Annotated in this window: 21 protein-coding genes; 8 read left to right on the top strand and 13 right to left on the bottom strand. The window is 65.2% G+C overall.

The window, feature by feature from the left end:
- Positions 1-92 precede the first annotated feature (92 nt).
- The 5 genes from fahA to ACVIGA_RS23565 form a co-directional block, all read right to left on the bottom strand.
- Positions 93-1,364, bottom strand: a complete 1,272-nt coding sequence (gene fahA, locus ACVIGA_RS23585) for a fumarylacetoacetase (protein WP_456668165.1) — start codon at positions 1,362-1,364, stop codon at positions 93-95.
- 207 nt (positions 1,365-1,571) lie between these two features.
- Positions 1,572-2,918 (bottom strand): homogentisate 1,2-dioxygenase, encoded by a 1,347-nt coding sequence (hmgA, locus tag ACVIGA_RS23580; protein ID WP_456668164.1) that lies wholly within the window; start codon positions 2,916-2,918, stop codon positions 1,572-1,574.
- 2 nt (positions 2,919-2,920) lie between these two features.
- The gene (locus ACVIGA_RS23575; protein WP_097675815.1) at positions 2,921-3,874 is read right to left on the bottom strand and encodes an MBL fold metallo-hydrolase; all 954 of its coding nucleotides are present in this window, start codon (positions 3,872-3,874) and stop codon (positions 2,921-2,923) included.
- A gap of 28 nt (positions 3,875-3,902) precedes the next feature.
- On the bottom strand, positions 3,903-4,130 hold the full coding sequence (locus tag ACVIGA_RS23570) for a DUF2783 domain-containing protein (protein ID WP_456668163.1): 228 nt from the start codon (positions 4,128-4,130) through the stop codon (positions 3,903-3,905).
- A 9-nt stretch (positions 4,131-4,139) separates the two neighbouring features.
- Complete coding sequence (locus ACVIGA_RS23565; RefSeq protein WP_456668162.1) at positions 4,140-5,765, bottom strand: FAD-dependent oxidoreductase; 1,626 nt, start codon at positions 5,763-5,765, stop codon at positions 4,140-4,142.
- 206 nt (positions 5,766-5,971) lie between these two features.
- Here ACVIGA_RS23565 and ACVIGA_RS23560 point away from each other — a divergent pair, with 206 nt between their 5' ends.
- Positions 5,972-6,502: a MarR family winged helix-turn-helix transcriptional regulator gene (locus ACVIGA_RS23560; protein ID WP_456668161.1), complete on the top strand. Its 531-nt coding sequence runs from the start codon at positions 5,972-5,974 to the stop codon at positions 6,500-6,502.
- Between the two features lie 325 nt (positions 6,503-6,827).
- Here the strand turns inward: ACVIGA_RS23560 and ACVIGA_RS23555 are convergent, their stop codons facing one another.
- Positions 6,828-7,763, bottom strand: coding sequence for an NAD(P)-dependent oxidoreductase (locus ACVIGA_RS23555; protein ID WP_456670871.1), 936 nt, complete (start codon positions 7,761-7,763; stop codon positions 6,828-6,830).
- 8 nt (positions 7,764-7,771) lie between these two features.
- Positions 7,772-8,578 (bottom strand): N-acyl homoserine lactonase family protein, encoded by an 807-nt coding sequence (locus tag ACVIGA_RS23550; protein WP_456668160.1) that lies wholly within the window; start codon positions 8,576-8,578, stop codon positions 7,772-7,774.
- Positions 8,579-8,958: 380 nt separating this feature from the next.
- On the opposite strand from ACVIGA_RS23550, the gene ACVIGA_RS23545 reads away from it, so the two are divergent.
- The 5 genes from ACVIGA_RS23545 to ACVIGA_RS23525 all read left to right on the top strand — a co-directional run bounded on the left by ACVIGA_RS23545 (position 8,959) and on the right by ACVIGA_RS23525 (position 16,199).
- Positions 8,959-10,554 (top strand): caspase family protein, encoded by a 1,596-nt coding sequence (locus tag ACVIGA_RS23545; RefSeq protein ID WP_456668159.1) that lies wholly within the window; start codon positions 8,959-8,961, stop codon positions 10,552-10,554.
- Between the two features lie 142 nt (positions 10,555-10,696).
- Entirely contained in the window at positions 10,697-11,344 is a 648-nt protein-coding gene (locus ACVIGA_RS23540; RefSeq protein WP_456668158.1) for an OmpA family protein, read from the top strand.
- Positions 11,345-11,600: 256 nt separating this feature from the next.
- A complete protein-coding gene (locus ACVIGA_RS23535) occupies positions 11,601-12,518 on the top strand; it encodes an efflux RND transporter periplasmic adaptor subunit (protein WP_456668157.1) in 918 nt (305 codons plus the stop codon).
- Positions 12,519-12,531: 13 nt separating this feature from the next.
- On the top strand, positions 12,532-15,684 hold the full coding sequence (locus ACVIGA_RS23530) for an efflux RND transporter permease subunit (RefSeq protein WP_456668156.1): 3,153 nt from the start codon (positions 12,532-12,534) through the stop codon (positions 15,682-15,684).
- A gap of 89 nt (positions 15,685-15,773) precedes the next feature.
- Complete coding sequence (locus ACVIGA_RS23525) at positions 15,774-16,199, top strand: nuclear transport factor 2 family protein (RefSeq protein ID WP_456668155.1); 426 nt, start codon at positions 15,774-15,776, stop codon at positions 16,197-16,199.
- Between the two features lie 10 nt (positions 16,200-16,209).
- On the opposite strand, the gene ACVIGA_RS23520 is transcribed toward ACVIGA_RS23525, so the two are convergent.
- Genes ACVIGA_RS23520 through ACVIGA_RS23500 form a run of 5 tightly spaced genes read right to left on the bottom strand, consistent with a single transcriptional unit; the run spans position 16,210 to position 21,969 of the window.
- Positions 16,210-16,845 carry a pyridoxamine 5'-phosphate oxidase family protein gene (locus tag ACVIGA_RS23520; RefSeq protein ID WP_456668154.1) on the bottom strand — a complete coding sequence of 212 codons (636 nt, stop codon included), beginning with the start codon at positions 16,843-16,845 and terminating at the stop codon, positions 16,210-16,212.
- Positions 16,846-16,869: 24 nt separating this feature from the next.
- Positions 16,870-18,564, bottom strand: coding sequence for a dipeptide ABC transporter ATP-binding protein (locus tag ACVIGA_RS23515; protein ID WP_456668153.1), 1,695 nt, complete (start codon positions 18,562-18,564; stop codon positions 16,870-16,872).
- A complete protein-coding gene (locus ACVIGA_RS23510) occupies positions 18,561-19,394 on the bottom strand; it encodes an ABC transporter permease (protein WP_456668152.1) in 834 nt (277 codons plus the stop codon). Before ACVIGA_RS23510 ends, ACVIGA_RS23515 begins: the two co-directional genes overlap by 4 nt.
- Complete coding sequence (locus ACVIGA_RS23505; RefSeq protein WP_456668151.1) at positions 19,394-20,395, bottom strand: ABC transporter permease; 1,002 nt, start codon at positions 20,393-20,395, stop codon at positions 19,394-19,396. Before ACVIGA_RS23505 ends, ACVIGA_RS23510 begins: the two co-directional genes overlap by 1 nt.
- Entirely contained in the window at positions 20,392-21,969 is a 1,578-nt protein-coding gene (locus ACVIGA_RS23500; RefSeq protein WP_456668150.1) for an ABC transporter substrate-binding protein, read from the bottom strand. Before ACVIGA_RS23500 ends, ACVIGA_RS23505 begins: the two co-directional genes overlap by 4 nt.
- A 228-nt stretch (positions 21,970-22,197) precedes the next feature.
- Between ACVIGA_RS23500 and ACVIGA_RS23495 the strand changes: the two genes are divergently transcribed.
- Positions 22,198-23,016, top strand: coding sequence for an AraC family transcriptional regulator (locus tag ACVIGA_RS23495; RefSeq protein ID WP_456668149.1), 819 nt, complete (start codon positions 22,198-22,200; stop codon positions 23,014-23,016).
- Positions 23,017-23,260: 244 nt separating this feature from the next.
- Here the strand turns inward: ACVIGA_RS23495 and ACVIGA_RS23490 are convergent, their stop codons facing one another.
- On the bottom strand, positions 23,261-23,935 hold the full coding sequence (locus tag ACVIGA_RS23490) for a Crp/Fnr family transcriptional regulator (protein ID WP_097675829.1): 675 nt from the start codon (positions 23,933-23,935) through the stop codon (positions 23,261-23,263).
- A gap of 211 nt (positions 23,936-24,146) precedes the next feature.
- Between ACVIGA_RS23490 and ACVIGA_RS23485 the strand changes: the two genes are divergently transcribed.
- The gene (locus ACVIGA_RS23485; RefSeq protein WP_456668148.1) at positions 24,147-26,225 is read left to right on the top strand and encodes an AsmA family protein; all 2,079 of its coding nucleotides are present in this window, start codon (positions 24,147-24,149) and stop codon (positions 26,223-26,225) included.
- Positions 26,226-26,359 lie beyond the last annotated feature (134 nt).

The following is a 26,359-nucleotide window of genomic DNA, read 5'->3' as shown; positions in this document are numbered from 1 at the left end:
CATTGCGAGCGAAGCGAAGCAATCCATCCTCTCCATTCGGGGATAGATGGATTGCGTCGTCGCTTCGCTCCTCGCAATGACGGAGAAACAACTTACTCCGCCGCGACGATGGTGCCTTCGACCTCGCCAAAGCCGACGCGATAGCCGTCGCCCTGGCACCAGCCGCGCATGACGAGCGAGTCGCCGTTTTCGAGGAACGAGCGCGTCACGCCGCTGGCAAGCTCGACCGGTTCGGTACCGTTCCAGCTGATTTCCAGGAGGCTACCGCGCTGGTGCTTTTCGGGACCGGAGATCGTGCCGCTGCCTAAGAGATCGCCGACATTCATCGCGCAGCCGCTGGAGGCGTGGTGCACCAACTGCTGTACCGACGACCAGTACATGTATTTGAAGTTGGTGCTGCAGATCGTCTTGGCTTCGTTCATCGCACCGGCGCGCAAGCTCACGTCGAGCTGCATGTCGTAATTGTTCGGCTGGGTCTGCTTCAGATAGGCCAGCGGCTCCGGCTGCTGCTCCGGGCCCTGCATGCGGAACGGCTCCAGCGCCTCGCGCGTCACCACCCACGGGCTGATCGAGGTCGCGAACGCCTTGGCCTGGAACGGCCCGAGCGGCACATACTCCCATTGCTGGATGTCGCGCGCGCTCCAGTCGTTGAGGATGACGAAGCCGAAGATCATCTCTTCGGCCTGCTTCTCGGTCAGCATCTCGCCCATCGCTGACGCCTGACCGACCACCACGCCCATCTCGAGCTCGAAGTCGAGCCGCTTGCAGGCGCCGAAGCTCGGCACCTCCGCAGTCGGCGGCTTCAGCTGGCCGCGCGGCCGTCGCACCTTGGTGCCGCCAACCACCACGGTCGAGGCGCGGCCGTTGTAGCCGATCGGCATGTGCAGCCAGTTCGGCTGCAACGCATTGTCCTTTCCGCGGAACATGACGCCGACATTGGTGGCGTGCTCCTTCGACGAATAGAAATCGGTGTAGCCCGAGACGGCGAACGGCATGTGCAGCCTAACGTCAGCCATCGGTACCAGCGCCCGCGCCCGCAACTCCCTGTTGTCGCGCAGCTCCGGATGATCGGCGCGCAACAGCTCGCTGATCCGCGCCCGCGTCGCCGACCACACCTTCGGCCCGAGCGCCATGAAGGCGTTGAGCGAGGGCTGCGAGAACACGCCGAGCGGCCCGACATCGAGCCGCGAGTCCTGCTCAAGCTCCCAGAGGTCGAGCACATAGTCGCCGATCGCAACGCCGACACGCGGCGCAAGGCCGTCCTTCGACGAGAACACGCCGTAGGGCAGGTTCTGGATCGGGAAGTCGGAGGTCGGCGCGACGTCGATGAAGGAGCGGAGTTTTGGGTCGTTGGGGTGGGGCATGGGGGTTCCGATATGCAATCTGGCGCAACAGCTGATCTTCTTCACCCTCCCCTGGAGGGGGAGGGTCGACGCGAATGAAATGAGCGGCGGGGTGGGGTGACGGTCTATCCGCGAACACACCGCCCGTGTTGAGAGATCACCCCATCCCGTTTCGCATTCCGCTTCGCTGCATGCGAACCGACCCTCCCCCTCCAGGGGAGGGTAAGATTACGGCTTGGTCGGGTCGAACTTCTTCTCCAACCCCTTCCAGCAATCCGAGTAATCGTCCTGCAGCGTCGCCGAGGTCGCGGCATGCTGCGTCACCCGTTGCGGGTAGCGGGTCTCGAACATGAAGGCCATCGTGCCGGTCAGCTTCACCGGCTTCAGCTCGCTGTTGCTCGCGTGCTCGAAGGCTTCGCGGTCGGGACCGTGCGGCAGCATCATGTTGTGCAGGCTGATGCCGCCCGGCACGAAGCCCTGGGGCTTGGCGTCGTAGACGCCGTAGATCAGCCCCATGAACTCCGACATGATGTTCATGTGGTACCACGGCGGGCGGAAGGTGTTGTCGGCCACCATCCAGCGCTCCGGGAAGATCACGAAGTCGATGTTCGCGGTGCCGGCGGTCTCCGACGGCGAGGTCAATACCGTGAAGATCGACGGATCGGGATGATCGAACGCGATCGCGCCGACCGGCGAGAAGGTGCGCAGATCGTATTTGTAGGGCGCGTAGTTGCCGTGCCAGGCGACGACGTCGATCGGCGAATGCGGCAACGTGGTCTTGAACAGCGAACCACCCCACTTGACGTAGAGCTCGGTCGGCGTGTCCTTGTCCTCATAGCTCGCAACCGGCGTCAGGAAGTCGCGCGAATTGGCCAGGCAATTGGCGCCGATCGGGCCGCGTTCCGGCAGCGTGAAGGCGCCGCCGTAATTCTCGCAGAGATAGCCGCGCGCCGGGCCGTTTGGAATCTCGACGCGGAATTTGACGCCGCGCGGGATCACCACGATCTCGCCCGGCTCGGCATCGATGCGGCCGAATTCGGTGACGAGGCGCAGATTGCCCTGCTGCAGCACGAACATCATCTCGCCATCGGCATTGTAGAAATGCTGATCGACCATCGATTTGGTGATGAGGTAGATGTGCGCGGCCATGCCGGCCTGCGTGTTGGCATCACCCGCCGTGGTCATGGTCTGCACGCCCTGCAGGAAGGTCATGTCCTGCTTCGGGATCGGCGCCGGGTCCCAGCGCAGTTGCGCGATCGGCATGTCGTATTCGTGGCACGGCGCGGTGCGCCACAGCCCGGCATCGGCCTTGGCGAAGCGGCCGGAGTGCCGCACCGACGGGCGGATGCGATACAACCATGAGCGCTCATTGGTGCCGCGCGGCGCCGTGAACGGCGAGCCCGACAACTGCTCGGCATAGAGCCCATAGGCGCAGCGCTGCGGCGAGTTGCGCCCCATCGGCAGCGCGCCGGGCAACGCCTCGGTCTCGAAGCTGTTGCCGAAGCCGGACATGTAGCCCGGCGTGACTTGCCCCGAGCTGCGAACGATCTGATCAGGCGAGGTGTTGATGTTCATCGCTATCCTCCTTGCAGGGCGGCCCACATTTCCTGGTCGCGCTTGTCGGTCCAGATCACGGGATCGTCGATCCCGGACGCTTCGTCATAGGCACGCGAAACGTTGAACGGCAGGCAGTGCTCGTAGATCGCGAATTTCGAGAACTTCGGATCCATCACCTCGCGCGTCGCCGCCATTGATTCCTTCAGGCTGCGGCCCTTGGCGACGGAGGATTCGGCGGCGCCGTAGAGCGTGGTGACGAAATCGCGGGTCATCGCGATGGCATCGCGCCCGGTCTCAAGGCCCTTCAGCGCATCGCCGCGGCCCGGCGCGATCGCCTTCGGATTGAAGGCGCGGATCTCGTTCAAGGTCATCGGCCATTCGCGCAGATGCGCATCGCCGCAATAGCAGGCCGAGTGATATTCGATGAGGTCGCCGGAGAACATCACCTCGGCGTCCGGCACCCAGGCGACAATGTCGCCCGAGGTGTGGCCGGCGCCGAGTTGCATCAGCCGCACCTCGCGCTTGCCGAGATAGATCGACATCTCGCCCTCGAAGGTCAGCGTCGGCCAGGTCAGTCCGGGAATGCTCGCGGCATCCTGGAACAGCCGCGGGAAGCGGCCGTATTCGGAATCCCAATCCTGCTGGCCGCGCTCCTGGATCAGCCGGTACGTCTCCTGCGAGGCGACGATGCCCTGCGCGTGATAGGCGGAGGCGCCGAGCACGCGGACCGCGTGATAATGCGACAAGACGACGTACTTGATCGGCTTGTCGGTGACGGTCTTGACCCGCTCGATCACTTTGTTGGCCATCGCGGGCGTCGCCTGGGCGTCGAACACCAGGCAGCCGTCCTCGCCGACGATGACGGCGGTGTTGGGATCGCCCTCGGCGGTGAAGGCGTAGAGATCGGTGCCGATCTCGGAGAAGGTGACCTTCTTCTCCGCGAGATCCGTGGTCGATGCGAAACCTTTGGCCATCAGTTCAATCCTGTCCGTTTGATCAGTGCTATTGCTGTTGCTGTTGTTGCTGCTGGCCCGCGTCCAGCGTCCGCCGCTTCGCCACCGCGATCGCCTCGCGCAGCACGTCGAGATCGCCGATGTGGTTGGCGAGCACCAGAACCAGCGCGGCATCGAGATCGGCGCTCTGCGCCTCGGTGAGCCCGCGATGCGCCTCGACGATGGCGCGGAAGGCGTCATCGGGCTTTGCAAAGTTCGAACTGGTCGACAGCGCCATGACTGCTCCTCAGCTCAGGCCGGCTGCGCGCGCCAGCGCCGCGTCGAGTGCCGGCCGCGCGGCGTTGCGAAAGCGCGCCGCGACATAGCCATCCGGCCGCAGCAGATAGGCGGTGCCGGGCTCGGCATCATAGCGCTTGCCGGCAAGGCCTTGCGCGTCGACCAAGCCGCCCTCGCCGCCGACGCGGATGGTGCCGACGCCGTCAGGCACATCGACGGCCGCGCCATTGCCAAACTCCAGCAGCGTGAAACGCGTTCCCTGCCTGATGAAAACGTCGGTCAGATAGCTGGAACCGCCGCCCTGCTCGGTCACCGGCGCATCCAGCATCGAGGCGCCCGGCCGCGGGCCGCCGCGCCAGTCGTCGCGATCGCCGCTCGAAAGCGGCGTGTCGTAGACCGACGGCACCGATAGCCGGCCGCCATTGACCATGCGCTTGCCGAACTCGGTGTCCTTGGCGAGCGACAGCACCGCTTCGCGCAGCCGCGCCTCCTGCCGGGTCACCGGCGCCATGAAATCGGTCGAGCGGGTGGACTCGCGGATGTTCTCATCCGCCGCCGCACTGCGCTCGATGTGATAGGTCTCCAGCAAGCCTTCCGGCGACAGCCGGCGGAGCACGCGATCGAGCTTCCACGCCAGATTCTCGGCGTCCTCGAGCCCGGAATTCGCGCCGCGCGCGCCGAACGGCGAGACCTGGTGCGCGGAATCGCCCGCAAAGATCACGCGGCCGTGGATGAATTTTGCCATCCGGCGGCACTGGAACTTGTACAGCGAGATCCATTCGAACTCGAACTTGTCATGCCCGAGCATGCGCTCGATCCGCGGCCGGACATTCTCGGGCTGCTTCTCGGCCACCGGATCGGCATCCGGATTAAGCTGCAGATCGATCCGCCAGATGTCGTCCGGCTGCTTGTGCAGCAGCGCCGAGCGTCCGGCGTGGAACGGCGGATCGAACCAGAACCAGCGTTCGGTCGGGAATGCTGCGGTCATCTTGACGTCGGCAATCAGGAACTGGTCCTCGAACACCTGCCCCGCAAAATCCGCACCGACCATCTGCCGCAGCGAGGAACGGGCGCCGTCGCAGGCGACGACAAAGGAGGCATGCACCTGGTAGGAGCCCTCAGGCGTCGCGATGGTCAACGCGACGCCATCGTTGCGGCTCTCCAGCGCAATCACCTTGTTGCGCCAGCGCAGGTCGATTTCAGGCAGCTGCTCGACCCGGTCGACCAGATAGGCCTCGGCGTAAAACTGCTGCAAATTGATGAAGGCGGGCCGCTTGTGGCCCTCCTCGGGCAGCAAATTGAACTGGTAGAGCTGCGAGGCGCCGTGGAAGATCTTGCCCACGCTCCACACCACGCCCTTCTCGACCATGCGGTCGCCGACGCCGAGGCGATCCCAGAATTCCAGCGAGCGTTTCGAGAAGCAGATCGCGCGCGAGCCCTCGCCGATCCGGTCGGCATCGTCGAGCAGCACCACGCGCTGGCCGCGCTGCGCAAGATCGATCGCGAGCGACAGCCCCACCGGCCCGGCGCCGACCACCACGACTGGGTACTCCGCCACATTGGCGCCCGACCGCTCCTGGTCGGGATGACGGCGATAGCCGAACTGGGTTTTGGCCTGTGCCGTGTTGGCTGCCATTGCTTGACCCTGGATGTTCCCTGGCGCCGGCCCTTGTCTGTGGCTCGGACTGCGGCTTGTGTGACCGGCTTGCGACAAGACCTTGCGGGCCGAGCGCGACCTTGCTAAATTAGTCTCACTTGCAACTATCTTAAACTCCCAGTCGGGCTCGCCGTCAACTCAAATTGGAGGAATTTTTGGCCAGGACCTCTGCAAGCCAGCCTCCGATGCGACCGCGCAGCGCCGTGGAAGCGGACGCGCGCGACAATACCGCGCCGACCAAGAAGCGCCTCGACCTGTTCCACTTCATGCCGTTCCGCCTGAACCGGCTGGCGGCGGAGGTGTCCTCGGCGCTATCGAGCGAATATCAGGCGCGTTACGGCCTCGATATTCCCGAGTGGCGCGTGCTCGCGACGCTCGGTTTCCGCAATGATCCCTGCAGCGCGCAATACATCGCGCATTGCACCCGCACGCATAAATCCACCATCAGCCGCGCGGTGTCGGCGCTGATGGAGCGCGAGATCGTGGAGCGCGTCGAGAACGCTGACGACCGCCGCGAATTCCGCCTGCGACTGACCAGGAAGGGCCAGGGGCTTTACGAAGAGCTGATCCCGCGCCTGCTGCGCAAGGAGCAGGAGATCCTGTCCTGCCTGTCCGCACAGGAGCGCCGCGATCTCGCGCGCCTGCTCGGCAAGGTCGAGACCAGCCTCGAGCTGGTGCAGACCAGCGAAGAAGCCGACGCCAAGGACGTGTATTAGACGCGCGCGCCGCTTTGGACACACGCTTCGCTGTCGTCCTGGCGAAAGCCAGGACCCATACGCCGCGGCCGGTGTTGTGAACGGGACTCGACGTTGCAGCGAGTTCAACAATTGCGGTTTGTGGTTATGGGTCCTGGCTTTCGCCAGGACGACGCCGAGGGTGGCATCGCGCCTTAACGCAGCACTAACGCGCCCCGCGCAGTTCCATCTACTTGTCATTCCGGGCGCGCGCAGCCTGAGCCCGCAATCCATTCATCCATGAAACGTGCGGCCCGATGGATTCCGGGCTCTCGCTTCGCGAGCCCCGGAATGACGATGGAGGGATTTACGCCCCGCCGATATGCTTCGCGATCACAGGGAAATAATTATCCTTCGATCCCTTGTCGATCGCCTCCTGCAGCACGGTGCCGATCAGCTCCGCACCGCGGATCTTGATGCCGGCGTCGGCGGCGAGCTCCAGCGCGTAGGACAGGTCCTTCAGCGCGTATTCGGTCGAGAACGCACGCTCGGGAAACACGCCGGGCACGATCGCCTTCATGCCGTGGTTGCGCAGCGCAAAGCTGTCGGCCGAGCCCTTCGACAGGGTTTCCAGCAAGAGCTTCGGATCGACGCCATTGTGCTTCGCCACCGCAACCGCCTCAGCCAGCGCGTTCACGGTCTCGAACAGCACCATGTTGTTGAGGATCTTGGTCACCTGCCCTGCGCCGACCTCGCCGCAATTGGTGACGTCGGTGGCAAAGCAGCGGATCAAGGGCTCGATCGCGGCATAGAGCGCGGGCACCGCGCCGACCATCACGCTGAGCGTGCCGTCCTGCGCCGCCTGCCGGGCGCGCGCGATCGGCGCGTCGGCCCAGGCCGCGCCCTTGGCTTGCAACTGCCCGGCGAAGTCGCGGGTCTGGCTGACCGAAGACGTGCCGAGATCGACCACGACCTGGCCGGCCCTCGCATTCTTCAGGATGCCGTCACCCTCGAACACCGCGCGCACATGTTTCGCGCTCGGCAGGCAGAGGAACAGCACGTCGCTCTGCTTGATGACATCGGCGACCGTTTCAGCCACATCGGCGCCGTCGGTGCGCAGTCGTTGCAGCGGCTCAGCCGCGAGGTCGAACACCACGACGCGCTTGCCGCTCTTCTTGACCAGGTTGCGGCAAATCGGCTCACCCATCACGCCGAGGCCGATGAATCCGAGAGTCTTGTATGCAGTCATATCGCTTCTTCTTTTTGACGTTTCTTGAGGTGTTGCAGATACGCCTCGCCCGATCGGCGAGGCTATTTCGCGAACGATCGCGACGGCGCCAGATGCAGCGCGAACGCATCGACCTTGTCGCTGGCGCGCGGATAGATCTCGCTGACGATCGGATCGTGGCCTGGAATGAAGCGGTCGGGATGACCGGCAAGCCGCTCGACGGTCTCCCAGCCCTGCGCCATGTCGCCGACATTGTAGACGATCGGGAACGGGCTCTTCTTGTGCAGGTTCGCATAATAATGCGCGGCGTCCGACGCCAGCACCACCGGGCCGCGCGCGGTCTCAACCCGCACCACCTGCAGGCCGTCGGAGTGGCCGCCGACGCGATGCACGGTGACGCCGGGCGCGATCTCGCCGTCGCCGGAATGGAAGGTGACGCGCTCGCCGTAGACATGGCGCACCATCTGGGTGACGTGTTCAATGGAGAACGGATGGCGCAGCATGCCGTTGCACATGCAGCGGCCGGTCGCGTAGCTCATCTCGCGTTCCTGCAGATGGAATTTGGCGTTCGGGAAGCGATCCAGATTGCCGGCGTGGTCATAATGCAGATGGGTCACGATGACGTCGCGGATCGCATCGGCACTGACGCCGAAGGCGGCCAGCGCATCGACCGGGTTGAGCGTCAGCTTGCGGGCGCGCGCCTTGGCCTCCTCGGCGTTGAAGCCGGTGTCCACCAGGATGTCGCGGCCATGGCCGCGGATCAGCCAGACGAAATAATCGAGATCCTGCGCCGTGGTGTCGTGCGGATCGGGCACCAGGAAGTTGAGGTGGGGCGTGCGCGGCGACATCGTCGCATAGCGCAGGGCGTAGATTTCGAAGGCGTTTCCCATCGGTTTCGCTCTTGTTGGCTGTTCTTGAATGGCTTGGCGTCCCGACCACAAAGCCATCGCCTCGCGCAAAGGTCAAACCGCGCAAAGTGCGACGAGCGCGTGACAGGGCGGCCCAAACCACTGCGCAAGCCTCTGTGAATGCAATCACACTATCCGGTCGCAGGAACCTGCACCATGCCACGGAGGCGATGGCCGCCATGATCGCGGCTGTTGCGCTGCGGCCCCGTTACCGCCGCCGCGATTAGCGATGGTGCCGCAGGCCGTTGACGGGGGTTTGACCGTGGTTTGATAATGGATTTTCGCTAGAGTAAGGTCCCCGGGGCGCAGGCTGAAAGCGGCGCCATTTCATTGCAATGCCGCGATCTGGATTAGCCGCGATTATGAAAATCCGCCTTGCCTTGCTCGCCACGCTGATTTTTTCAATCGCGTCGCCCACCCTGTCCGTCGCTGCCGGCGATCGTTTCGCGCTGGTCATCGGCAATGCCAAATATCCCGACGCCGACGCGCCGCTGAAGGAGCCGGTCAACGACGCCCGCGACGTCGCGGACGAGCTCAAGCGTGACGGCTTCATCGTCGAGGTCGGCGAGAACCTGACCGGCGACGGCATGCGCCGCGCCTTCGACCGGCTCTATGGCAAGATCAAGCCGGGCTCGGTCGCGCTGATCTTCTTCTCGGGTTACGGCATCCAGTCGAACCGGCAGAGCTACATGATCCCGATCGATGCCCAGATCTGGGCCGAGGCTGATGTCCGCCGCGACGGCTTCAGCCTCGAGACCGTGCTCGGCGAGATCAACAGCCGCGGCGCCGGGGTGAAGATCGCCCTGGTCGACGCCTCCAGGCGCAACCCGTTCGAGCGCCGCTTCCGCAGCTTCTCGGCGGGGCTCGCCCCGGTGATCGCCCCCAACGGGACGTTGGTGATGTATTCGGCCGCGCTGTCGTCCGTGGTCTCGGACAATGGCAGTGACCGCAGCCTGTTCGTGCGGGAACTGCTGAAGGAGATCCGCACCCCCGACCTGATGGCGGAGGAAACGCTGAACCGCACCCGCGTCGGCGTCACCCGCGCCTCGCGGCAGGAACAGGTGCCGTGGATCTCGTCGTCGCTGGCCGAGGATTTCTCGTTCAGTCCAACCGGCGCAGCCACGCCAAGCGGCGCAGCCAGTCCAGGCGGCGCACCGGGACCGTCGAGCGCGGCGCCCGCGCCGGCCGCATCACCGTCGCCCGAGGTGGCCACGGCACCGCCGGTCTCGCCGCCACCGGCGCCGCCAGCCCCACCCGCTGCAACGCCGAAGCCGACACCAACGCCTCCGGCTGCAACCGCGCCGACGCCGCCACCTGCGCCGCCGAAACCACCCGTCGCGACAGCGCCGGCGGCACCGCCGCCTCCCCCAAAGGGACCCGAGATCGCGCTGCCGCCACCCGCGCCTCCGCCGCCGGTGGTGATCCAGCCCACGCCAGCCCCGAGCAATTCGCCTGTTCTCGCGGATGATCCGACGATCAAGGGCCTGAACGAGAAGCTCGACAAGAACCCGGATGACGCGGCTGCGCTGTATCGCCGCGGCCAGGTCTTTGCCAGCAAGGGCGCCTACGATCTCGCGGTGAAGGACTTCACCAATTCGCTGCGGCTGAACCCGAAGGATGTCGAGGCCTATAACAACCGCTGCTGGGTGCGCACCGTGATCGGCGACCTGCAGGCGGCGCTGAAGGACTGCAACGAGGCGCTGCGGCTGCGCCCGAATTTCGTCGATGCACTCGACAGCCGCGGGCTGATGAACCTGAAGGGCGGGCAGAACAAGAACGCCATCGCCGATTTCGACGCCGCGCTGAAGATCAACCCGCGGCTGACCTCGTCGCTGTACGGGCGCGGCCTTGCCAAGAAGCGCAGCGGCGCGGTCGCGGAAGGCGATCTCGACATCGCCAACGCCAAGGCGATGGACCCGAACATCGTCAAGGAATTCGCGGACTACGGCGTGCAATGACAACAGGCCGAGGCCCGCCCGCGGCTCGAACCGCGGACGAAATTGCGCGACTAATCAGAGGGTGCGTGCCGGGCAGCGGATGCCCGCGATCAAATCCGAAGAGCTGCATGGAACCGCGCCAGCCGGCGCAGGAGGGACCGAAATGTTCAAGCCGTCGGCAAGGGCCGCGATACTTTCGATCGTGACCGTCGGCGCCGTGCTGTCGTTCGGCATGGCGGCCGCCCGCGCTGGTGACGTCACCGAGGATCAGATCATCAAGGCGCTGACGCCCGAGAAGAAGCCGCTGACCCGCGGCCTCTCGGCCGGCCCGCTGACCGCGCCCGGACTGAGCGCCGACCAGGCCAAATTCGTGCAGAGCGTCCGCGGCCGCGCCACCCGCTCGCTGTCCTCGACCGAGCGCGAGGAAATCGCGACCATCGTCCAGGACAAGCCGAAGATCGATCTCGAGATCAACTTCGACTACAACTCCGCCGACATCAGCGCGAAGTCGCTGGCCTCGGTGCAGGCGCTCGGCCGCGCCTTGACTAATCAGGACCTGAAGGGCTCGACCTTCGTGGTCGCCGGCCACACCGACGCTGCCGGCGGCGAGGACTACAATCAGGGCCTCTCGGAGCGCCGCGCCGACGCCATCAAACGCTATCTGGTCGACAAATATGGCATCAACGGCACCGATCTCGTCACCGTCGGCTATGGCAAGAGCAAGCTGAAGGACCCGAGCCACCCGATGGCGGATGTGAACCGGCGCGTGCAGGTCGTGAACGTGGAAAACAAGGACACCGCCGCCAAGTGATCCAGAGGCGATGGGCGGTGGCGTGACCGCTTTTTGAGGTTACAATGCGTCCCGCACCCCGGCGGGGCGCATTTGCTTTGGGGCGAACGCCCAAAGCGGCCCACAGGTGACCCGCCTCACATGACGTCAGGGCATGATCCGGAACAATGGACCCCGGCCCTTCCGATGCCCACACGCTACGACGGCGAGATGAGACTTCGACGAGCGCCCAAGACAATCACTGTCGATACGCGCCAAGTTCTGGATTGATCAGGCGATGAATTTCTCCCAGTACCTCAAGCCTGCGCTCGGCACCGTGGTTTTCCTCGCGCTGGCGATCGCCTATTACGCGTTCGAGCACCGCTCCCATCCGGAGGAGAAGGAGACGCCGGGCCAGGCGCTGGTCGTGGTGACGAAATCGACCAATGCCTGCTTCTCCGACATGGTCCGCGTCACCGGCTTCATCGTGCCGCGCCGCGAGGCGCAGGTGAATGTCGACCAGGACGGCTCCAAGGTCACCGACGTGCTGGTTCGCGAGGGCGACATCGTGACCGAGAACCAGGAACTGGCGCGGCTGACCCCGCCGCCGCAGCAGGCGGCGCAGGGCAATGCCAAGCCGCTCGTGCTGCGCGCACCGGCCGCCGGCCTCGTCACCGAGGTGCGCACCGCGCCCGGCGCCCCGGCCTCGCCGCAGGCTCCGCCGATGTTCAGGATCTCGGTCAACAACGAGATCGAGCTCGACGCCGAGGTGCCGAGCTTCCAGCTCCTGAAGCTCAATCCCGGCGCCAATGTCCGGATCAGCCGCGACGACGCGCCCGACATCGTCGGCAAGGTCCGCCAGATCTCGCCGCAGATCGACCGCGCCACCCAGCTCGGGCACGTCCGCATCACCATCAACAACAATCCGACGCTCAAAGTCGGCATGTTCGCGCGCGCCAATATCGACGCCAAGCGCTCCTGCGGCGTCGCGGTGCCACGCACCGCGATCGACCGCCTGACCTTGCAGGTCGTGAAGGGCAACACGGTCGAGACCCGCAGGGTGCGCGTCGGGCTGACCTCCGACACTTCGACTGAAATTCTTGATGGCCTCGACGTCGGCGAAATCGTCGTGGCCGATGCTGGCACCTCGCTGCATGACGGCGACCAGATCAAGACGATGTTCGCCGACGAACTCGATCGCACGCGATCACGCTAATTCGGATACGCTAATGGCTTTGAACATCTCGGCATGGTCGATCCGGAACCCGCTTCCCTCGATCGTCTTCTCGATCATCCTGCTGGTGCTGGGCTGGGTCTCCTTCACCAAGCTCGCCGTGACGCGGCTGCCGAGCGCCGACATTCCGGTGATCTCGGTCGCGGTTTCGCAATTCGGCGCCGCGCCCTCGGAACTAGAGTCGCAGATCACCAAGACGATCGAGGACGGCGTCTCCGGTGTCGAGGGCGTGCGCCATATCTCCTCCTCGATCACCGACGGCCTGTCGGTGACCACGATCCAGTTCGCGCTGGAGACCAACACCGACCGCGCGCTCAACGACGTCAAGGACGCGGTGACGCGGGTGCGCGCCAACCTGCCGCAGAACGTCACCGAGCCCTTGATCCAGCGCGTCGACGTGATCGGCCTGCCGATCGTGACCTATGCCGCGATCTCGCCCGGCAAGACGCCGGAGCAGCTCTCATATTTCGTCGACGACGTGGTCAAGCGCGCGCTGCAGGGCGTGCGCGGCGTGGCTCAGGTCGAGCGCATCGGCGGTGTCGAGCGCGAGATCCTGGTATCGCTCGATCCCGACAAGCTGCAGGCGGTGGGGCTCACCGCGGTCAATGTCAGCCAGATCCTGCGCGGCACCAATGTCGATGTCGCCGGCGGCCGCGCCGAGATCGGCAAGAACGACCAGGCGATCCGCACGCTGGCCGGCGCCAAGACGTTGAACGAGCTCGCCGGCACCATGATTCCGCTGTTCGGCGGTGGCGAGATCCGGCTCGACGATCTCGGCACCGTCACCGACACCATCGCCGACCGGCGTACCTTCGCCCGCTTCAACGGCGAGCCGGTGGTCGCGCTCGGCATCAAGCGTTCCAAGGGCGCCAGCGACGTCGTCGTCGCGGCCGCGGTGCAGAAGCGCATCGACGCCCTGAAGGTCGCCTACCCCGACGTCGACCTCAAGCTGATCGACACCTCGGTCGAATTCACCAAGGGCAACTACGAGGCCGCGATCTCGACCTTGTTCGAGGGCGCGATCCTCGCCGTCATCATCGTGCTGCTGTTCCTGCGCGACATGCGCGCCACCATCATCGCCGCGGTCTCGCTGCCGCTGTCGATCTTCCCCGCATTCTGGGCGATGGACCTGCTCGGCTTCTCGCTCAACCTGGTCTCTTTCCTCGCCATCACGCTGTCGACCGGCATCCTGGTCGACGACGCCATCGTCGAGATCGAGAACATCGTCCGCCACATGCGGATGGGCAAGACGCCCTACCGGGCAGCGCTTGAAGCCGCCGACGAGATCGGCCTCGCGGTGATCGCGATCTCGCTGACTATCATTGCGATCTTCGCGCCGGCGAGCTTCATGTCGGGGATCGCCGGGCAGTTCTTCAAGCAGTTCGGCATCACGGTGTCGGTGCAGGTGTTCTTCTCGCTGCTCGCCGCGCGCTTCGTGACGCCGATGCTGGCGGCCTATTTCCTCAAGCATCACGACCACGACGATCCGCCGCCCGGCCGCATCCTGCGCGGCTATCACGGCCTCGTCACCTGGTCGGTGAAGCACCATTACATCACCGTGCTGATCGGCTTTGCGGTGTTCGCCGCGTCGATCTGGAGCATCACGCTGCTGCCGCAGGGCTTCCTGCCGGCGCAGGACACCGCGCGCTCGCTGCTCGCGATGGAGCTGCCGCCCGGCTCGCAACTGGCCTACACCGAGAAGGTCACCGAGGAGATCGTGGCGCGGCTGCGCAAGCGGCCCGAGGTGCGCAGCGTGTTCGTCGACGGCGGCCGCGTGCCGCCGGGCATCCAGGAAGTGCGCCGCGCCGCGTTGATCATCAACTACACGCCGAAGGCGGACCGCAGGATCACCCAGCGCGAGTTGGAGCTGTCGATCGGCAAGGAGCTCGATAACGTCCCCGATATCCGGTTCTGGTTCCTCGACGAGAACGGCCTGCGCGCCATCTCGCTGGTGGTCACCGGCACCGACAGCAACATCGTCAACAACGTCGCCAGCGAACTGGCGACGCAGATGAAACGGATCCCGATCATCGCCAACGTGATCTCGGAGACCGCGCTCGACCGGCCCGAGCTGCGCATCCGCCCACGCGCCGAGCTCGCGGCGCGGCTCGGCGTCTCGACCGAAAGCCTGTCGCAGACCATCCGCGTCGCCACCATCGGCGACGTCGGCCCGGCGCTGGCGAAGTTCGATGCCGGCGAGCGTCAGGTGCCGATCCGCGTCCAGCTCGAGGACAATGCGCGCAGCGACCTGCAGATGCTGGAGCAGCTGCGCGTGCCGCTCGGCCAGCGCGGCGAGCGCGGCGGCGTGCCGCTCTCCGTCGTCGCCGACATCCAGCTCGACCAGGGCCCGACCAGCATCAACCGCTATGACCGCGAACGGCAGGCCACCGTCGCGGCCGATCTCGTCGGCAATGCCGCGCTCGGCGATGCCACCAAGCTGATCTACGACCTGCCGGTCATGAAGAGCCTGCCGAAGGGCGTGAGGGTCAGCCCGTCCGGCGACGCCGAGAGCCTTGCCGAACTGTCCGACGGCTTCGCCACCGCGATCACCGCCGGCCTGATGATGGTCTATGCCGTGCTGGTGCTGCTGTTCGGCACCTTCCTGCAGCCGATCACCATCCTGTTCTCGCTGCCGCTCTCGATCGGCGGCGCGATCGGCGCGCTGCTTCTGACCGGCAAGCAGCTCACCACGCCGGTGTGGATCGGCATCCTGATGCTGATGGGCATCGTCACCAAGAACGCCATCATGCTGGTCGAATTCGCGGTGGAGGCGATCCGCGACGGCAAGGCGCGCGAGGATGCCATGATCGACGCCGGCATGAAGCGCGCCCGCCCGATCGTGATGACCACGATCGCGATGGCCGCCGGCATGATGCCGTCGGCGCTGGCGTTCGGCGCCGGTGGCGAATTCCGCTCGCCGATGGCGCTCGCGGTGATCGGCGGCCTGATCTTCTCGACCGTGCTGTCGCTGGTGTTCGTGCCGGCGATGTTCATGGTGATGGACGATATCGGCAACCTGATCTGGCGCTTCGGCAAGCGGCTCGTGGTCTCGCATGCCGACCACGAGCTGACCCCGAGCGAGCACCCGGCCGACCAGACCAAGCGACCGCCTGGCCCGCCGAGCGTGATCTCACCGGCGGCGGAGTGAGCACGACCGAACTCTCGAAAGTTGTTGAGGTCACCGCATTCGCGATGTGGTAGATTGCCCGCCTTTCAGACCAGAGAGAGGGGCTCCCTATGACAGATCGGGACGCAATACATCGCTTGGTCACCCAGGCGTATGCCGCTCGCGACAAGGGTAACATTGATTCGTTGATGGAAGCATTTGGTCCCAATGCCAGTTTCGAGCTGGTCGGTGACAAGAAGGCCCTGCATTTGACGGGAACTGTTGAGGGTCACACCAATGTCAGGCAGGCGCTGTCGGGCTTCATCGCAGCCTTCGAATTTATCGATCGCAAGATCACAATCTTCCTCGTCGACGGCGATCGCGCCGCCGTGCATTCGACCATCACGGTCCGCTTCATTCCGGGGGATCTGACCGTCACCACGAAGGTCGTCGATCTCTTCAGGTTCGAAAATGGCAAGATCGCCGAACTCGTCGAGTTCGGCGATACGGCGCTCCTGAAGCAAATCACGTCACCGAAGCAAATCACGTCAACCTAGCGTTGGGCCGTCAATACAGCCGCGTGCGATAGGCCTCTTCCATCGTCTTCTCGGCGACCTCCACCTCAACCGCGGCGGTCTGCTCGGCGATGATGCGGCCGAGCGTTGGGAAGCTGTGGCGCTCGACCTGCGCGGCGGGATTCCAGAGCTTTGAGCGCATCAGCGCCTTACCACAATGGAAGTAGGTCTCATCGACATGCACCTTGATGCCGATGACCGGCGTGACGTTCTGCACCGTCAGCGGCGTCAAGAGATCCGGCTCCTGCGAAATCTCGGCTCGCCCGTTGATCCGCAGGGTCTCGTTGATGCCGGGCACCATGAAGATCAACCCGATCCCGGGCGAAGCGATGATATTGCCGAACGTATCGACGCGGTTGTTGCCGCGCCGATCCGGGATCAGCAGCGTCTTGTCGTCGAGCACCGAGACGAAGCCCGGCGCATCGCCGCGCGGGCTGGCGTCGGCATGGCCCTTGCCGTCGCTGGAGGCGATGACCAGGAACGGCGACAGCGCGATGAAATCGCGGCAGAACTTGTCGAGATGGTTGAGCACCTTCTTCTCGGCGAGCGGGCTCAATTGCCCGAAATGCGTGCGAAGATCCTCCTGCGACTTGACCGGCGGCTTGCCGCCTGCGCCCTCGTGACCCATAGCGAACCTCCCTTTGTTGTTAGTCTATACCGCGTCGATGCCGGAAGCGATCCTCGCCGTCTGGCGTGCGGCGGCAAAGCCCGGCTGGTCGAAGAAGTCGCGGCCCGGGATCGCATCGAGCAGGTCGCGGGTATAGGCTTGGCGCGGCGCGGTGAAGACCTCAGCCGTGGAGCCCTCCTCGACGATACGCCCCTTCTGCAGCACGATGACGCGGTCGGCGATCTCGGCGGCGATGCGCAGATCATGGGTGATGAAGATCATCGCGAGCCGCATCTCCTGGCGCAGCTCGGCGAGCAGCGCCAGCACCTGGGCCTGCACCGAGACGTCGAGCGCCGACACCGCCTCGTCGGCGATCAAGACCCTCGGCTTGAGCGCGAGCGCCCGCGCGATGCAGATGCGCTGGCGCTGGCCGCCCGAGAATTCGTGCGGGTAGCGATCTGCTGTCGTCTCCGACAGGCCAACCCGGACCAGCAGCTTCCGCGCCTGCGCCATCGCCTCGGCCCGCGAGGTGCCGTATGCCATCGGGCCGCGCGCGACGGCATCGCCGACCTTCTGGCGCGGATCGAGACTAGCAAACGGATCCTGAAACACGATCTGAAGCTGCCGCCGCGCCTTGCGCAACGCCTCGCCGCGCAGCTGCCGGAGGTCTGCGCCGCCGAAGCGGATGGCGCCGGCATCGGGCTCGGTCAGCCTCATGATCATGCGCCCGAGCGTGGATTTTCCTGAGCCGGACTCGCCGACGACGGCAAGCGTCTCGCCCTCGTGCAGGGTCAGGGAGATGCCGTCCGCGGCGACTACCTCGCGCGGCGGCTGCAGCCAGCCGCGCTTGACCCGAAAGGTCTTTTGCAGGCCGACGACTTCCAGCAGCGGCTCCGGTCGCACGATCGTGTCATGGATATCCGCAAGCCGCGCCTTCGGCACCGCGTCGATCAATTCGCGCGTATGGGCGGCCTGCGGATTGCGCAGCACCTCGCTGGCCGTGCCCTGCTCGACCACCTTGCCGTGGCGCAGCACCACGACGCGGTCGGCGACATCGGCAACGACGCCGAAATCATGGGTGATCAGCAACACGCCCATGCCGCGCTCGCGCCGGAGATCGTCGATCAGGCGCAGGATCTGGCGCTGGGTCGTGACATCGAGTGCGGTGGTCGGCTCATCCGCGATCAAGAGCGCGGGCCGGTTGGCCATCGCCATCGCGATCATCACGCGCTGGCGCTGACCGCCGGACAGCTCAAACGGATAGCTCTTCTCCAGCAGCAGCGGATTCGGCAGCCCGACCTGCGTCAGCAGCGTCTGCACCCGCTCGCGGACCTCCGCCACCGACGGCGTCGGCCGCTGGTGCGCCAGGATCATCTCCTCGATCTGCTTGCCGACCCGCTTGAGCGGGTTGAGCGAGGACAACGGCTCCTGAAAGATCATCGCGGCGTTGCCGCCGCGCAAATTCCGCAGGCCGCGGCCGTCGAGCTTCGACGGATCCTGTCCTGCGACCGTCACGGTGCCGGACACGATATCGACGCCGCGCGGCAACAGCTGCAGCACGGCATGGGCGATCATCGACTTGCCGGAGCCGGATTCGCCGACCAGACAGACCACCTCGTTCGGCTTGATCTCAAACGACACATTCTCGACCGCGAACGGCCGGTCGCCGCCTTTGGGGAGCGCGATCGAGAGGCGATCGACGGCCAGAACGGGCGCGCTGGATTGCATGGATTCGCTCATGACCGGCGCCTCGAGACGCGCGGGTTGAGGACATCGGACAGACCTTCGCCGAACAGGTTGATCGCCAGCACGGTGACGAGGATGGCAAGGCCGGGAAACACGCTCATCCACCACGCATTGCGGATTGCGGTGCGCCCCGCGCCGATCATGAAGCCCCACGACATCAAATTGGGATCGCCCAGCCCCATGAAGGACAGCGCGCTTTCCAGCAGGATCGCGGTCGCCACCGTCAGCGACGTCACGACCAGGATCGGCGAGATCGCATTCGGCAGGATGTGGCCGAGCACGATGCGCCAAGTGCGCTCGCCCTGGCACAGCGCCGCCTCGACGAATTCGCGGTGGCGCAGGCGGAGGAATTCCGCGCGTGTCAAGCGCGCCAGCGGTGGCCAGCTCACCGCTCCTATGGTGAGAATGATCGTGAGCAGCGACGGATTGAAGGTCGCGACCAGCAGGATGGCCAGCACGAAGGCCGGAATGGTCTGGAACAATTCCGTCATCCGCATCAGCACCAGATCGACCTTGCCGCCGAAATAACCCGAGATCGCACCGACCACGACGCCGATCGCCATCGCCGCGAGCGCCGACGCGATACCGATCAACAGCGAGACGCGCGCGCCGTAGGCGACGCCGGCCGCGACATCGCGGCCGAGCGTGTCGCCGCCGAGCCACAGCCCGTCCTCGCCGGGCGGCGTGAACGGCGCACCGACCATCTCCCAGGGCGAGACCGGAAACACGACCGGCGCGATGATCGCAACAATGACGACAATCAGCAGCAGGACGAGCCCGATCATGCCGCTGGGATGACGCAGGAAGGCGCGCAAGGTCTCCATCATGCCGCTCCCGTGGTCATGCGCGGATCGATCAGCCGGTAGACCAGGTCGGTCAGGAGGTTGAGCGCGATCACGACGATCGAGAGGATCAGGAAGATGCCGAGCAAGACGGGATAGTCGCGCTGCAGCAGCGCCTCGAAGGTCAGGCGGCCGAGGCCGGGCCAGGCGAACACCGTCTCGATCACCACGGCGCCGCCGACCAGCGCGCCGGCCTGCATGCCGGCGACGGTGACGACCGGCACCAGCGCATTGCGCAGCATATGGCCGACCACGATCCGCGTGCCGGACAGCCCCTTGGCGCGCGCCGTCTTGATGAAATCCTGTTGCGCGACCTCGATGATCGAGGATCGCATCAGCCGCGCATAGATCGCGAGGTAAATCGCCGCCAGCGAGGTGACTGGCATGATCATGTGCTTGATGATGTCGAGAACGTGCTCGATTGGCGAGAGCTGGACGTTGATGATCTCGTAGCCGAACGGCGGCAGCCAGCCGAGCGTCACCGAGAACACCAGCACCAGCATCAGGCCGAGCCAGAACACCGGCGTCGCATAGAGCACGAGCGAGAGCACGGTGAATACCGTATCGAGCACGCTGCCCGCCGCGAGCCCCGCCAGCGCGCCGAGCGCAGTGCCGATCAGCAGCGCGAGACAGAACGCCGTGACCGTCAGCAGCAGCGTCGCCGGAAGTCGTTCGAGGATCAGATCGACGACCGGACGGCGCTGGCGATAGGAATAGCCGAGATCGAGCCTGACGACGCGGCCGAGGTGGCTCACGAGCTGCACGAAATACGGCTTGTCGAGCCCGTATTCCTTGCGCAGATCGTCGAGCAGCTTCGGATCGGACGCGCCGGATTGCCCGGCCATCACCTGGGCCGGATCGCCGGGCGCGGCCCGCACCAGCACGAAGTTGAACGTCGCGATGACGAGGATCACGGCGACGAGCTGGGCGATGCGGCTGATCGCCTGGAGCCCGATCGCCGCTGCGCTCCCGAGCCGGGTCACGATTTGTAGACCGACCCGAAGGTTTCGTGCGAGCCGATGCCCGTGGTCACGATGTTCTTGAACGCCTTGTCGTAGATGATGGGATACTCGATCTCGAGTGTCCAGGCCACCGGCACATCCTCGACCAGGATCTGCTGCACCTTGCTGTAGAGCTCCTGCCGCTTGGCTTCATCGAGCGTGATGGCGGCTTCGTCGAACAGTTTGTCGACCTCGGGATTCGAGTAGCCCTGCGTGTTCGAGAACAGGATGCCCTTCTTGATGTTCGACGAAATATAGGTGCGCGCGACGCCGAGCGCGGGATCGCCGAGCTGGTAGAGCAGGTTCTGGGTCATCTCATAGTCCCAGTTGCCGACCTTCTCGGCCCAGCCGGCCATGTCGGTGCCGACAAGCACGAGGTCGATGCCGACCCGTGCAAAGCTCTGACGGAAAAACTCGCCGGCGCGCTGATAGGACTCGCCATAGGGCGGCACGATGTACTTGATCTCGGCCCGCTTGCCGCTCGCGCCAGGCTTTAGTCCCATGTCGTCGAGCAGCGCCTTGGCCTTGTCCACGGAGAACTCGTAGCGCTTCACGTTCGGATCGTAGAACCGCGTCTTCGACGAGATCGGGCCGGTCGCAACCTTGGCATTGCCGAAGTACACGCGCTTGCTGAACGCCTCACGATCGATCAGGTGCATCACGGCCTGCCGGAACCGCTTGTCGTTCATCGGCGCGATGCGGTTGTTCATTTCGAGCCATTGATGCGGAGCGAAATACTCGTAGCCCTTGGTGGTGAATTCGAGGTTCTTCTGCGCCTTGAAGCGCTGCACATCGTAGAATTCGACGTCGGACCATTGCACCAACTGCACGGTGCCGTTCTCGAGCGCGAGCGCGCGCGACGCCGCGTCCGGAATCACGCGGTAGACGATCTCGTCGAGATAAGGCTCGTCCTTCAGGTAATAGCCATCGTGGCGGACGAGGTGAACGTGCGAGCCGCGCACCCATTCCTTCAGCTTGAAGGGGCCGGTGCCGATCGCCTTGTCGTTCTCCGGGTTCTTGCGATAGTCGGTGCCGTCGTAGATGTGCTTGGGCACGATCGGCGCGGAGGTGCAGTCGAAGCAGCCGATGAACGGCGCGAACGGCTGCTTCAGCTTGAACACGACGGTGAGCGGATCGGGCGCTTCGGCCGATGCCACGCGCGAAAAATTCTGCCGCGCGCGCGGATGCGTCTCCACCAGCAGCTTCATGCAGCTGAAAACCACGTCCTCCGAAGTCATCGGCTTGCCGTCGTGGAAGGTGATGCCGGGAAACAGCTTGAAGGTGTAGGTCAGGCCGTCCGGCGAGATCTCCCAGGACTGCGCCATGCCAGGCATCGGCTTGAGGTCGGCGCCGTATTTCAGCAGGCCTTCATAGATCTTGCCGCCGAGCGTCAAGGTCGGCTGCTGCTGGTTCAGCGCGGTCACCAGAACCGGCGGCTCGGGCTGGATGATGGTGTTGAGCGTTCCACCGCGGGTCTGGCCCGCCGCCCGCGTGATGCCGAACGGGATGGCTGCACCGCAGGCCAGCATTGCCTTGGTGAATTCGCGTCTGTTCATCGGACCTCTCCGTCGCCGCGCGTCAGGCATTCGATTTCGGCGAATGTCGCGGGGTGGGGCATTGTTGCCAAACGCCGTATCCCGCGCTACCTGATTGGGGACAACAACCATCGCGATCGGGCCAACTGGCCCGGAAGATGCATGAGCACCCTGCGAAAACGACGATCGATCAGGAGCTCACGACACTTGAAAGTCGCAGCGCGACGAAATGACACCGCCGGTTTGCGCGTGTGCCGCAAGCAAGCCGGTCCCGTAGCCGCCGCGCATTATGCCGGACAATTGCAACAGGTCGAACGGCCGCTCGCGGCGATGGCGGCCTCCTATCCGAACGAAAGCACGAGCGCGCGACACGCGCATCGACGTGATCAGTTCATCCTGCAGACCGCGGGCGTGACCTCGATGATGACCGAGCGCGGCCATTTCGTCGTGCCGCCCGGCCACGGCCTGTGGATTCCGGCCGGCGTTGCGCACCAGTCGCGCGCATGGGGCGAGGTCGAGATCCAAACCATCTATGTCACGCCGGATCGCGTGCGGAATGCGCCGACAACCTGCCGCCTGATCAGGGTCTCCGCGCTGGTCGAAGCGCTGATGGAAGAAGCGGTGCATATGCCGACCCGCTACGACCCGGAAGGGCGCGACGGCCGGCTGGTCGATTTCCTGCTTGATGAGATCGGCAGGATGCCCGAAGTGTCGTTGCATGTGCAGGTACCGCCCGATCCGCGGCTCGCCGCAATCTGCGAAGCGGTGCTGATCGATCCGAGCTCCGATCTCACGCTCGACCAATGGGCCGATCGCAGCCAGCTCAGTCGGCGGACCTTGACGCGCCTGTTCCGCCGCGAGACCGGACAGAGCTTTGCGGCCTGGCGCCAGCGGGTGCGGCTGCTCGATGTGCTGGCGCGGCTCGGCGCCGGCGAAGCCGTCACCTGCGTTGCGCTCGACGTCGGCTATGACAGCCCGAGCGCGTTCGCCGCGATGTTCAAGCGCGAGCTCGGCGCCGCGCCGCACCAGTATCTGCGCTGGGCCGATCCCGAAGTGGTGATGAGGTAGGCGAGTTCGCGTCACGCACTAGCGGAACGCAAAACCCCTGCGGTCAACGGGAAAGACCGCAGGGGTTTGCTGGTGGATGGCGTGAGGCCAGCAAGGCTGGGTGTCACCCCAAGGACCGGCACGCGGATGAAAGCGATACCCGCCTCGTCATGCAAGCAAGTCTTTTAGGCAGGAGTGCGTCAACGTTCGCAAGCAAGGCGCGCGAGAGGACGGCGATCCTCGCGCGCGCGTTGCATGCAACCGTCTAGTCGTTGCGTGCGACCGCCGTCAGCTTGGTCATGTTGTGCAGCATGATCCGGCCGCGCTGCAGGTCGACGATGCCGTCCTTGCGCCAGGTCTGCAGTTGCCGGTTGACGCTCTCGCGCGCCGCACCGACGAAGATGCCGAGCTGTTCCTGCGAGATGTGCACCTCGGAACCGAAATCCTCAGCCAACGCGCACAGCCGGCGTGCGAGACGGACCGGCAACGGCTGCAATACGGATTCTTCCATTCGCTCGCTCTGCCAACGGATGCGCTGGCACAGCAATTCGATCAGGCGGACCGCGACCTTCGGCTCGCGCTCGAGGAAGCCCAGGAAATCCTCCCGCCGCAGGACGAACAATTCGGTGGGTTCGCCCGCAGTCGCATCCGCGGTCCGATCCTGACCGTCGAGAACGGCGACCTCGCCGAACAGGTCGCCGGATCCCATGAAGTTCAGTGTGAGCCGGCTGCCGTCGGAGGCGCCGGTTTCGATGCGCACCTGGCCGCGGCGAACCCCAAACAGGGCATCGCCGGGATCGCCTTTCTGGAACAGCACCTCGCCGGAGGCGAGCTGCTGGGTGTGGCAGAGGCCCGAAAGCCGCGCCAGTTCGTCCGCACCGAGATCGGCGAACATAGGGTTCATTTTCAGAATGACCGCAAATTCGGCCTGTTTGCTCATTGTATTGCCTTCCAAATCGATCCGAGCGGTCCCCTCCGCCCGGTTAGCAACAATCACCCTCATAAGAGTGTGTGAGAGGTCACATAAGTTCATGCTGGTAACGGATTATTTTTCGCCTCGTTGGAGCGAGGTCCCGTTTGCGGGATAATCTTATGTGATCGGCCGTGCCTTTCCGCGGCGGAATCCTGTCTGCCCGGCCTGGAATATCGAGATGAGAGCACTGAAATTCGCCGGGGCTGCCATCGCTGTCGCGATCGTGATCATCGCGCTGGTCGCCGCGGTCGAGATCCCGTCCTCCTTCCTCACGTCGGCCATCACCGAGCGGGTCGAGCGCGAGACCGGCTACACGCTCAGCATCAATGGCGGCGCCAAAGTTAGTCTCTGGCCGACCGTCAATCTGACGCTGAGCGATGTCGTGCTGCAGGACCCGCGGGAGCGTGAGGTCAGCACCCGGTTCGCGGCTGATCGGGTCGAAGCCGAGATGACGCTGTTGAGCCTGTGGTCGGGCCAGCCCGACATCACCGACCTTGTGATCGTCAAGCCGATGATCAATCTGCCGCTGCAGCGCGAGCGCACCCGCGACCATCATCCGCCGGCGAAGTCTTTCGCGTCCGAGAACGGCGGCATCACGATCCGGCATGTCAGCGTCAGCGGCGGCACCATCGTGTTCGCCAATGTGCGCGACCGGGTCGAGAACCGGATCGAGACGCTCAATGCCGATGCGAGCATCGGCAACGACCGCAAGATCGTCGTCACGGGGAGTGCGAGCGCCAGCGACAAGCCGCTGAAGTTCGAGATCCGCGCGACCGTGCCGCAAGCGCCGCTGGAACGGCAGAGCGTACCGGCCGAGTTCAACATCGATGCACCCGGCCTGTTACCCGCGCCGATCAAGGCCAATGCGGAAGTGCGCCTGAACGGCACGGTGCTGATGTTCAACGGCGTGTCCGGCATGCTCGGCGATGGCGGCTTCACCGGCTGGGCCTCGGTCGACTTCGCCAGCAACAAGCCGCTGGTGAAGCTCGATCTCGACTTCCAGCGCATCTCGGTGGCGATGACGCCGAGCCAGTCCGATGCAGCACAGCCATTGGGCAGCAACATTTGGAGCAACGCGTCGATCGACCTCGGCGGGCTCAACTATGTCGACGCGCAGGCGCGCGTCTCGGCGGCGGAGCTCGTGATCGGCGACGGCCGTTTCGCGCAGGCGGCGATCGATGCATCTGTTGACAGCGGCGTGCTGAAAGCCCGGCTCGCCGAGCTCGGCGCCTATGAGGGCACCGCCAATGGCGACGTCACGATCGACGCCAGAGCCGCTACTCCGACCTACGCGCTGCGGCTCGATCTCGCCGGCGTACGCGCGCTGCCGGTGCTGAAGAGCCTCGCCGAATTCGACAAGCTCGACGGCAAGATGCAGGCGAAGATCGCGCTCGCCTCGCAGGGCACCAGCGAACGCGCCATCGTCGGCAATCTCGGCGGCACCGCGTTCGTCGTATTCCAGGACGGCAAGATCCTCGGCCTCAACGTCGCGCAGATGATCCGCAATCTCACCACCAGCACGCTGTCGGGCTGGCAGCAGAGTGAGGCCCTGTCGACCGATCTCAGCCAGCTCTCGACCTCGTTCAAGCTCGACAAGGGTCAGGCCGTGACCACCGATCTCAACCTGATCGGCCCGCTGGTGAAGATGGGTGGGGTCGGCACCGTCGATCTCAACACCCGTCAGATCGGGTTCCGCGTCGAGCCACAGCTCGTGATGACCACCGAAGGCCAGGGCCGCGCCGGCAATCCGGTCGGCCTCGGCATCCCCGTGATGATCGAGGGGCCGTGGGTGTCCCCACGGATCTATCCGGAGATGCAGGGTATCCTCGACAATCCCCAAGCGGCCTATGCCAAGCTCAAGGAGATGGGCAAGGGCTTGTTCGGGGCGAATGGCCAAGGGCTGAACGAAGGGTTGAGCCAGGGCCTGAACGGGCTCACCAACCTCCTCAACGGCGCGCAGGGCGGTGGGACTGCCACGCAGCCCGGCACGGGCCAAGCGCCTGGCGGCGCGGCCGCCGGCCAGAACAACCCGCTCGGCGGGCAGCTCGGCGACACCATCGGGAACCTGTTGCAACAGGGCCTCTCCACCCTCAATCAGGGCAACGCCTCCCGCCCGAGCCGCAGCCTGGCCCAGCCCACGGCGGACGCGCCGGCGGCCGCCGCGCCGCCACCGCCTGCCCCTCCTCCGGCCGACACCACCGAGCAGCACGACAATCCCGCGATGAACGACGTGCTGCGGCAGCTGTTCAACCGCTGAATATTCCCGGATATCCCCCGCTGGAATGCAGGGCTAACCATGCGACGGGAGGCCCCGCTCGGCCCCACCGATCCGTGCTAAACAGCAGCGGATACAGTGGCGCACCCGACTGATCGGAGGGGAACGGACGAGGC

This window comes from Bradyrhizobium sp. USDA 3240, assembly GCF_054063295.1.
Note: the sequence above shows the minus strand (reverse complement) of the source record. Positions and strands in the feature narration are given on the sequence as shown.

What these genes read in the sequence shown, in the direction of transcription:
- ACVIGA_RS23535 (WP_456668157.1), top strand. Translation starts at nt 11,601, where the DNA reads ATGAATTTCTCCCAGTACCTCAAGCCTGCGCTCGGCACCGTGGTTTTC.
- ACVIGA_RS23565 (WP_456668162.1), bottom strand. Translation starts at nt 5,765, where the DNA reads ATGGCAGCCAACACGGCACAGGCCAAAACCCAGTTCGGCTATCGCCGT.
- ACVIGA_RS23550 (WP_456668160.1), bottom strand. Translation starts at nt 8,578, where the DNA reads ATGGGAAACGCCTTCGAAATCTACGCCCTGCGCTATGCGACGATGTCG.
- ACVIGA_RS23490 (WP_097675829.1), bottom strand. Translation starts at nt 23,935, where the DNA reads ATGAGCAAACAGGCCGAATTTGCGGTCATTCTGAAAATGAACCCTATG.
- ACVIGA_RS23520 (WP_456668154.1), bottom strand. Translation starts at nt 16,845, where the DNA reads ATGGGTCACGAGGGCGCAGGCGGCAAGCCGCCGGTCAAGTCGCAGGAG.
- ACVIGA_RS23545 (WP_456668159.1), top strand. Translation starts at nt 8,959, where the DNA reads ATGAAAATCCGCCTTGCCTTGCTCGCCACGCTGATTTTTTCAATCGCG.
- ACVIGA_RS23525 (WP_456668155.1), top strand. Translation starts at nt 15,774, where the DNA reads ATGACAGATCGGGACGCAATACATCGCTTGGTCACCCAGGCGTATGCC.
- ACVIGA_RS23515 (WP_456668153.1), bottom strand. Translation starts at nt 18,564, where the DNA reads ATGAGCGAATCCATGCAATCCAGCGCGCCCGTTCTGGCCGTCGATCGC.
- ACVIGA_RS23500 (WP_456668150.1), bottom strand. Translation starts at nt 21,969, where the DNA reads ATGAACAGACGCGAATTCACCAAGGCAATGCTGGCCTGCGGTGCAGCC.
- ACVIGA_RS23530 (WP_456668156.1), top strand. Translation starts at nt 12,532, where the DNA reads ATGGCTTTGAACATCTCGGCATGGTCGATCCGGAACCCGCTTCCCTCG.
- ACVIGA_RS23575 (WP_097675815.1), bottom strand. Translation starts at nt 3,874, where the DNA reads ATGGCCAAAGGTTTCGCATCGACCACGGATCTCGCGGAGAAGAAGGTC.
- fahA (WP_456668165.1), bottom strand. Translation starts at nt 1,364, where the DNA reads ATGCCCCACCCCAACGACCCAAAACTCCGCTCCTTCATCGACGTCGCG.
- hmgA (WP_456668164.1), bottom strand. Translation starts at nt 2,918, where the DNA reads ATGAACATCAACACCTCGCCTGATCAGATCGTTCGCAGCTCGGGGCAA.
- ACVIGA_RS23510 (WP_456668152.1), bottom strand. Translation starts at nt 19,394, where the DNA reads ATGGAGACCTTGCGCGCCTTCCTGCGTCATCCCAGCGGCATGATCGGG.
- ACVIGA_RS23540 (WP_456668158.1), top strand. Translation starts at nt 10,697, where the DNA reads ATGTTCAAGCCGTCGGCAAGGGCCGCGATACTTTCGATCGTGACCGTC.
- ACVIGA_RS23570 (WP_456668163.1), bottom strand. Translation starts at nt 4,130, where the DNA reads ATGGCGCTGTCGACCAGTTCGAACTTTGCAAAGCCCGATGACGCCTTC.
- ACVIGA_RS23560 (WP_456668161.1), top strand. Translation starts at nt 5,972, where the DNA reads ATGCGACCGCGCAGCGCCGTGGAAGCGGACGCGCGCGACAATACCGCG.
- ACVIGA_RS23485 (WP_456668148.1), top strand. Translation starts at nt 24,147, where the DNA reads ATGAGAGCACTGAAATTCGCCGGGGCTGCCATCGCTGTCGCGATCGTG.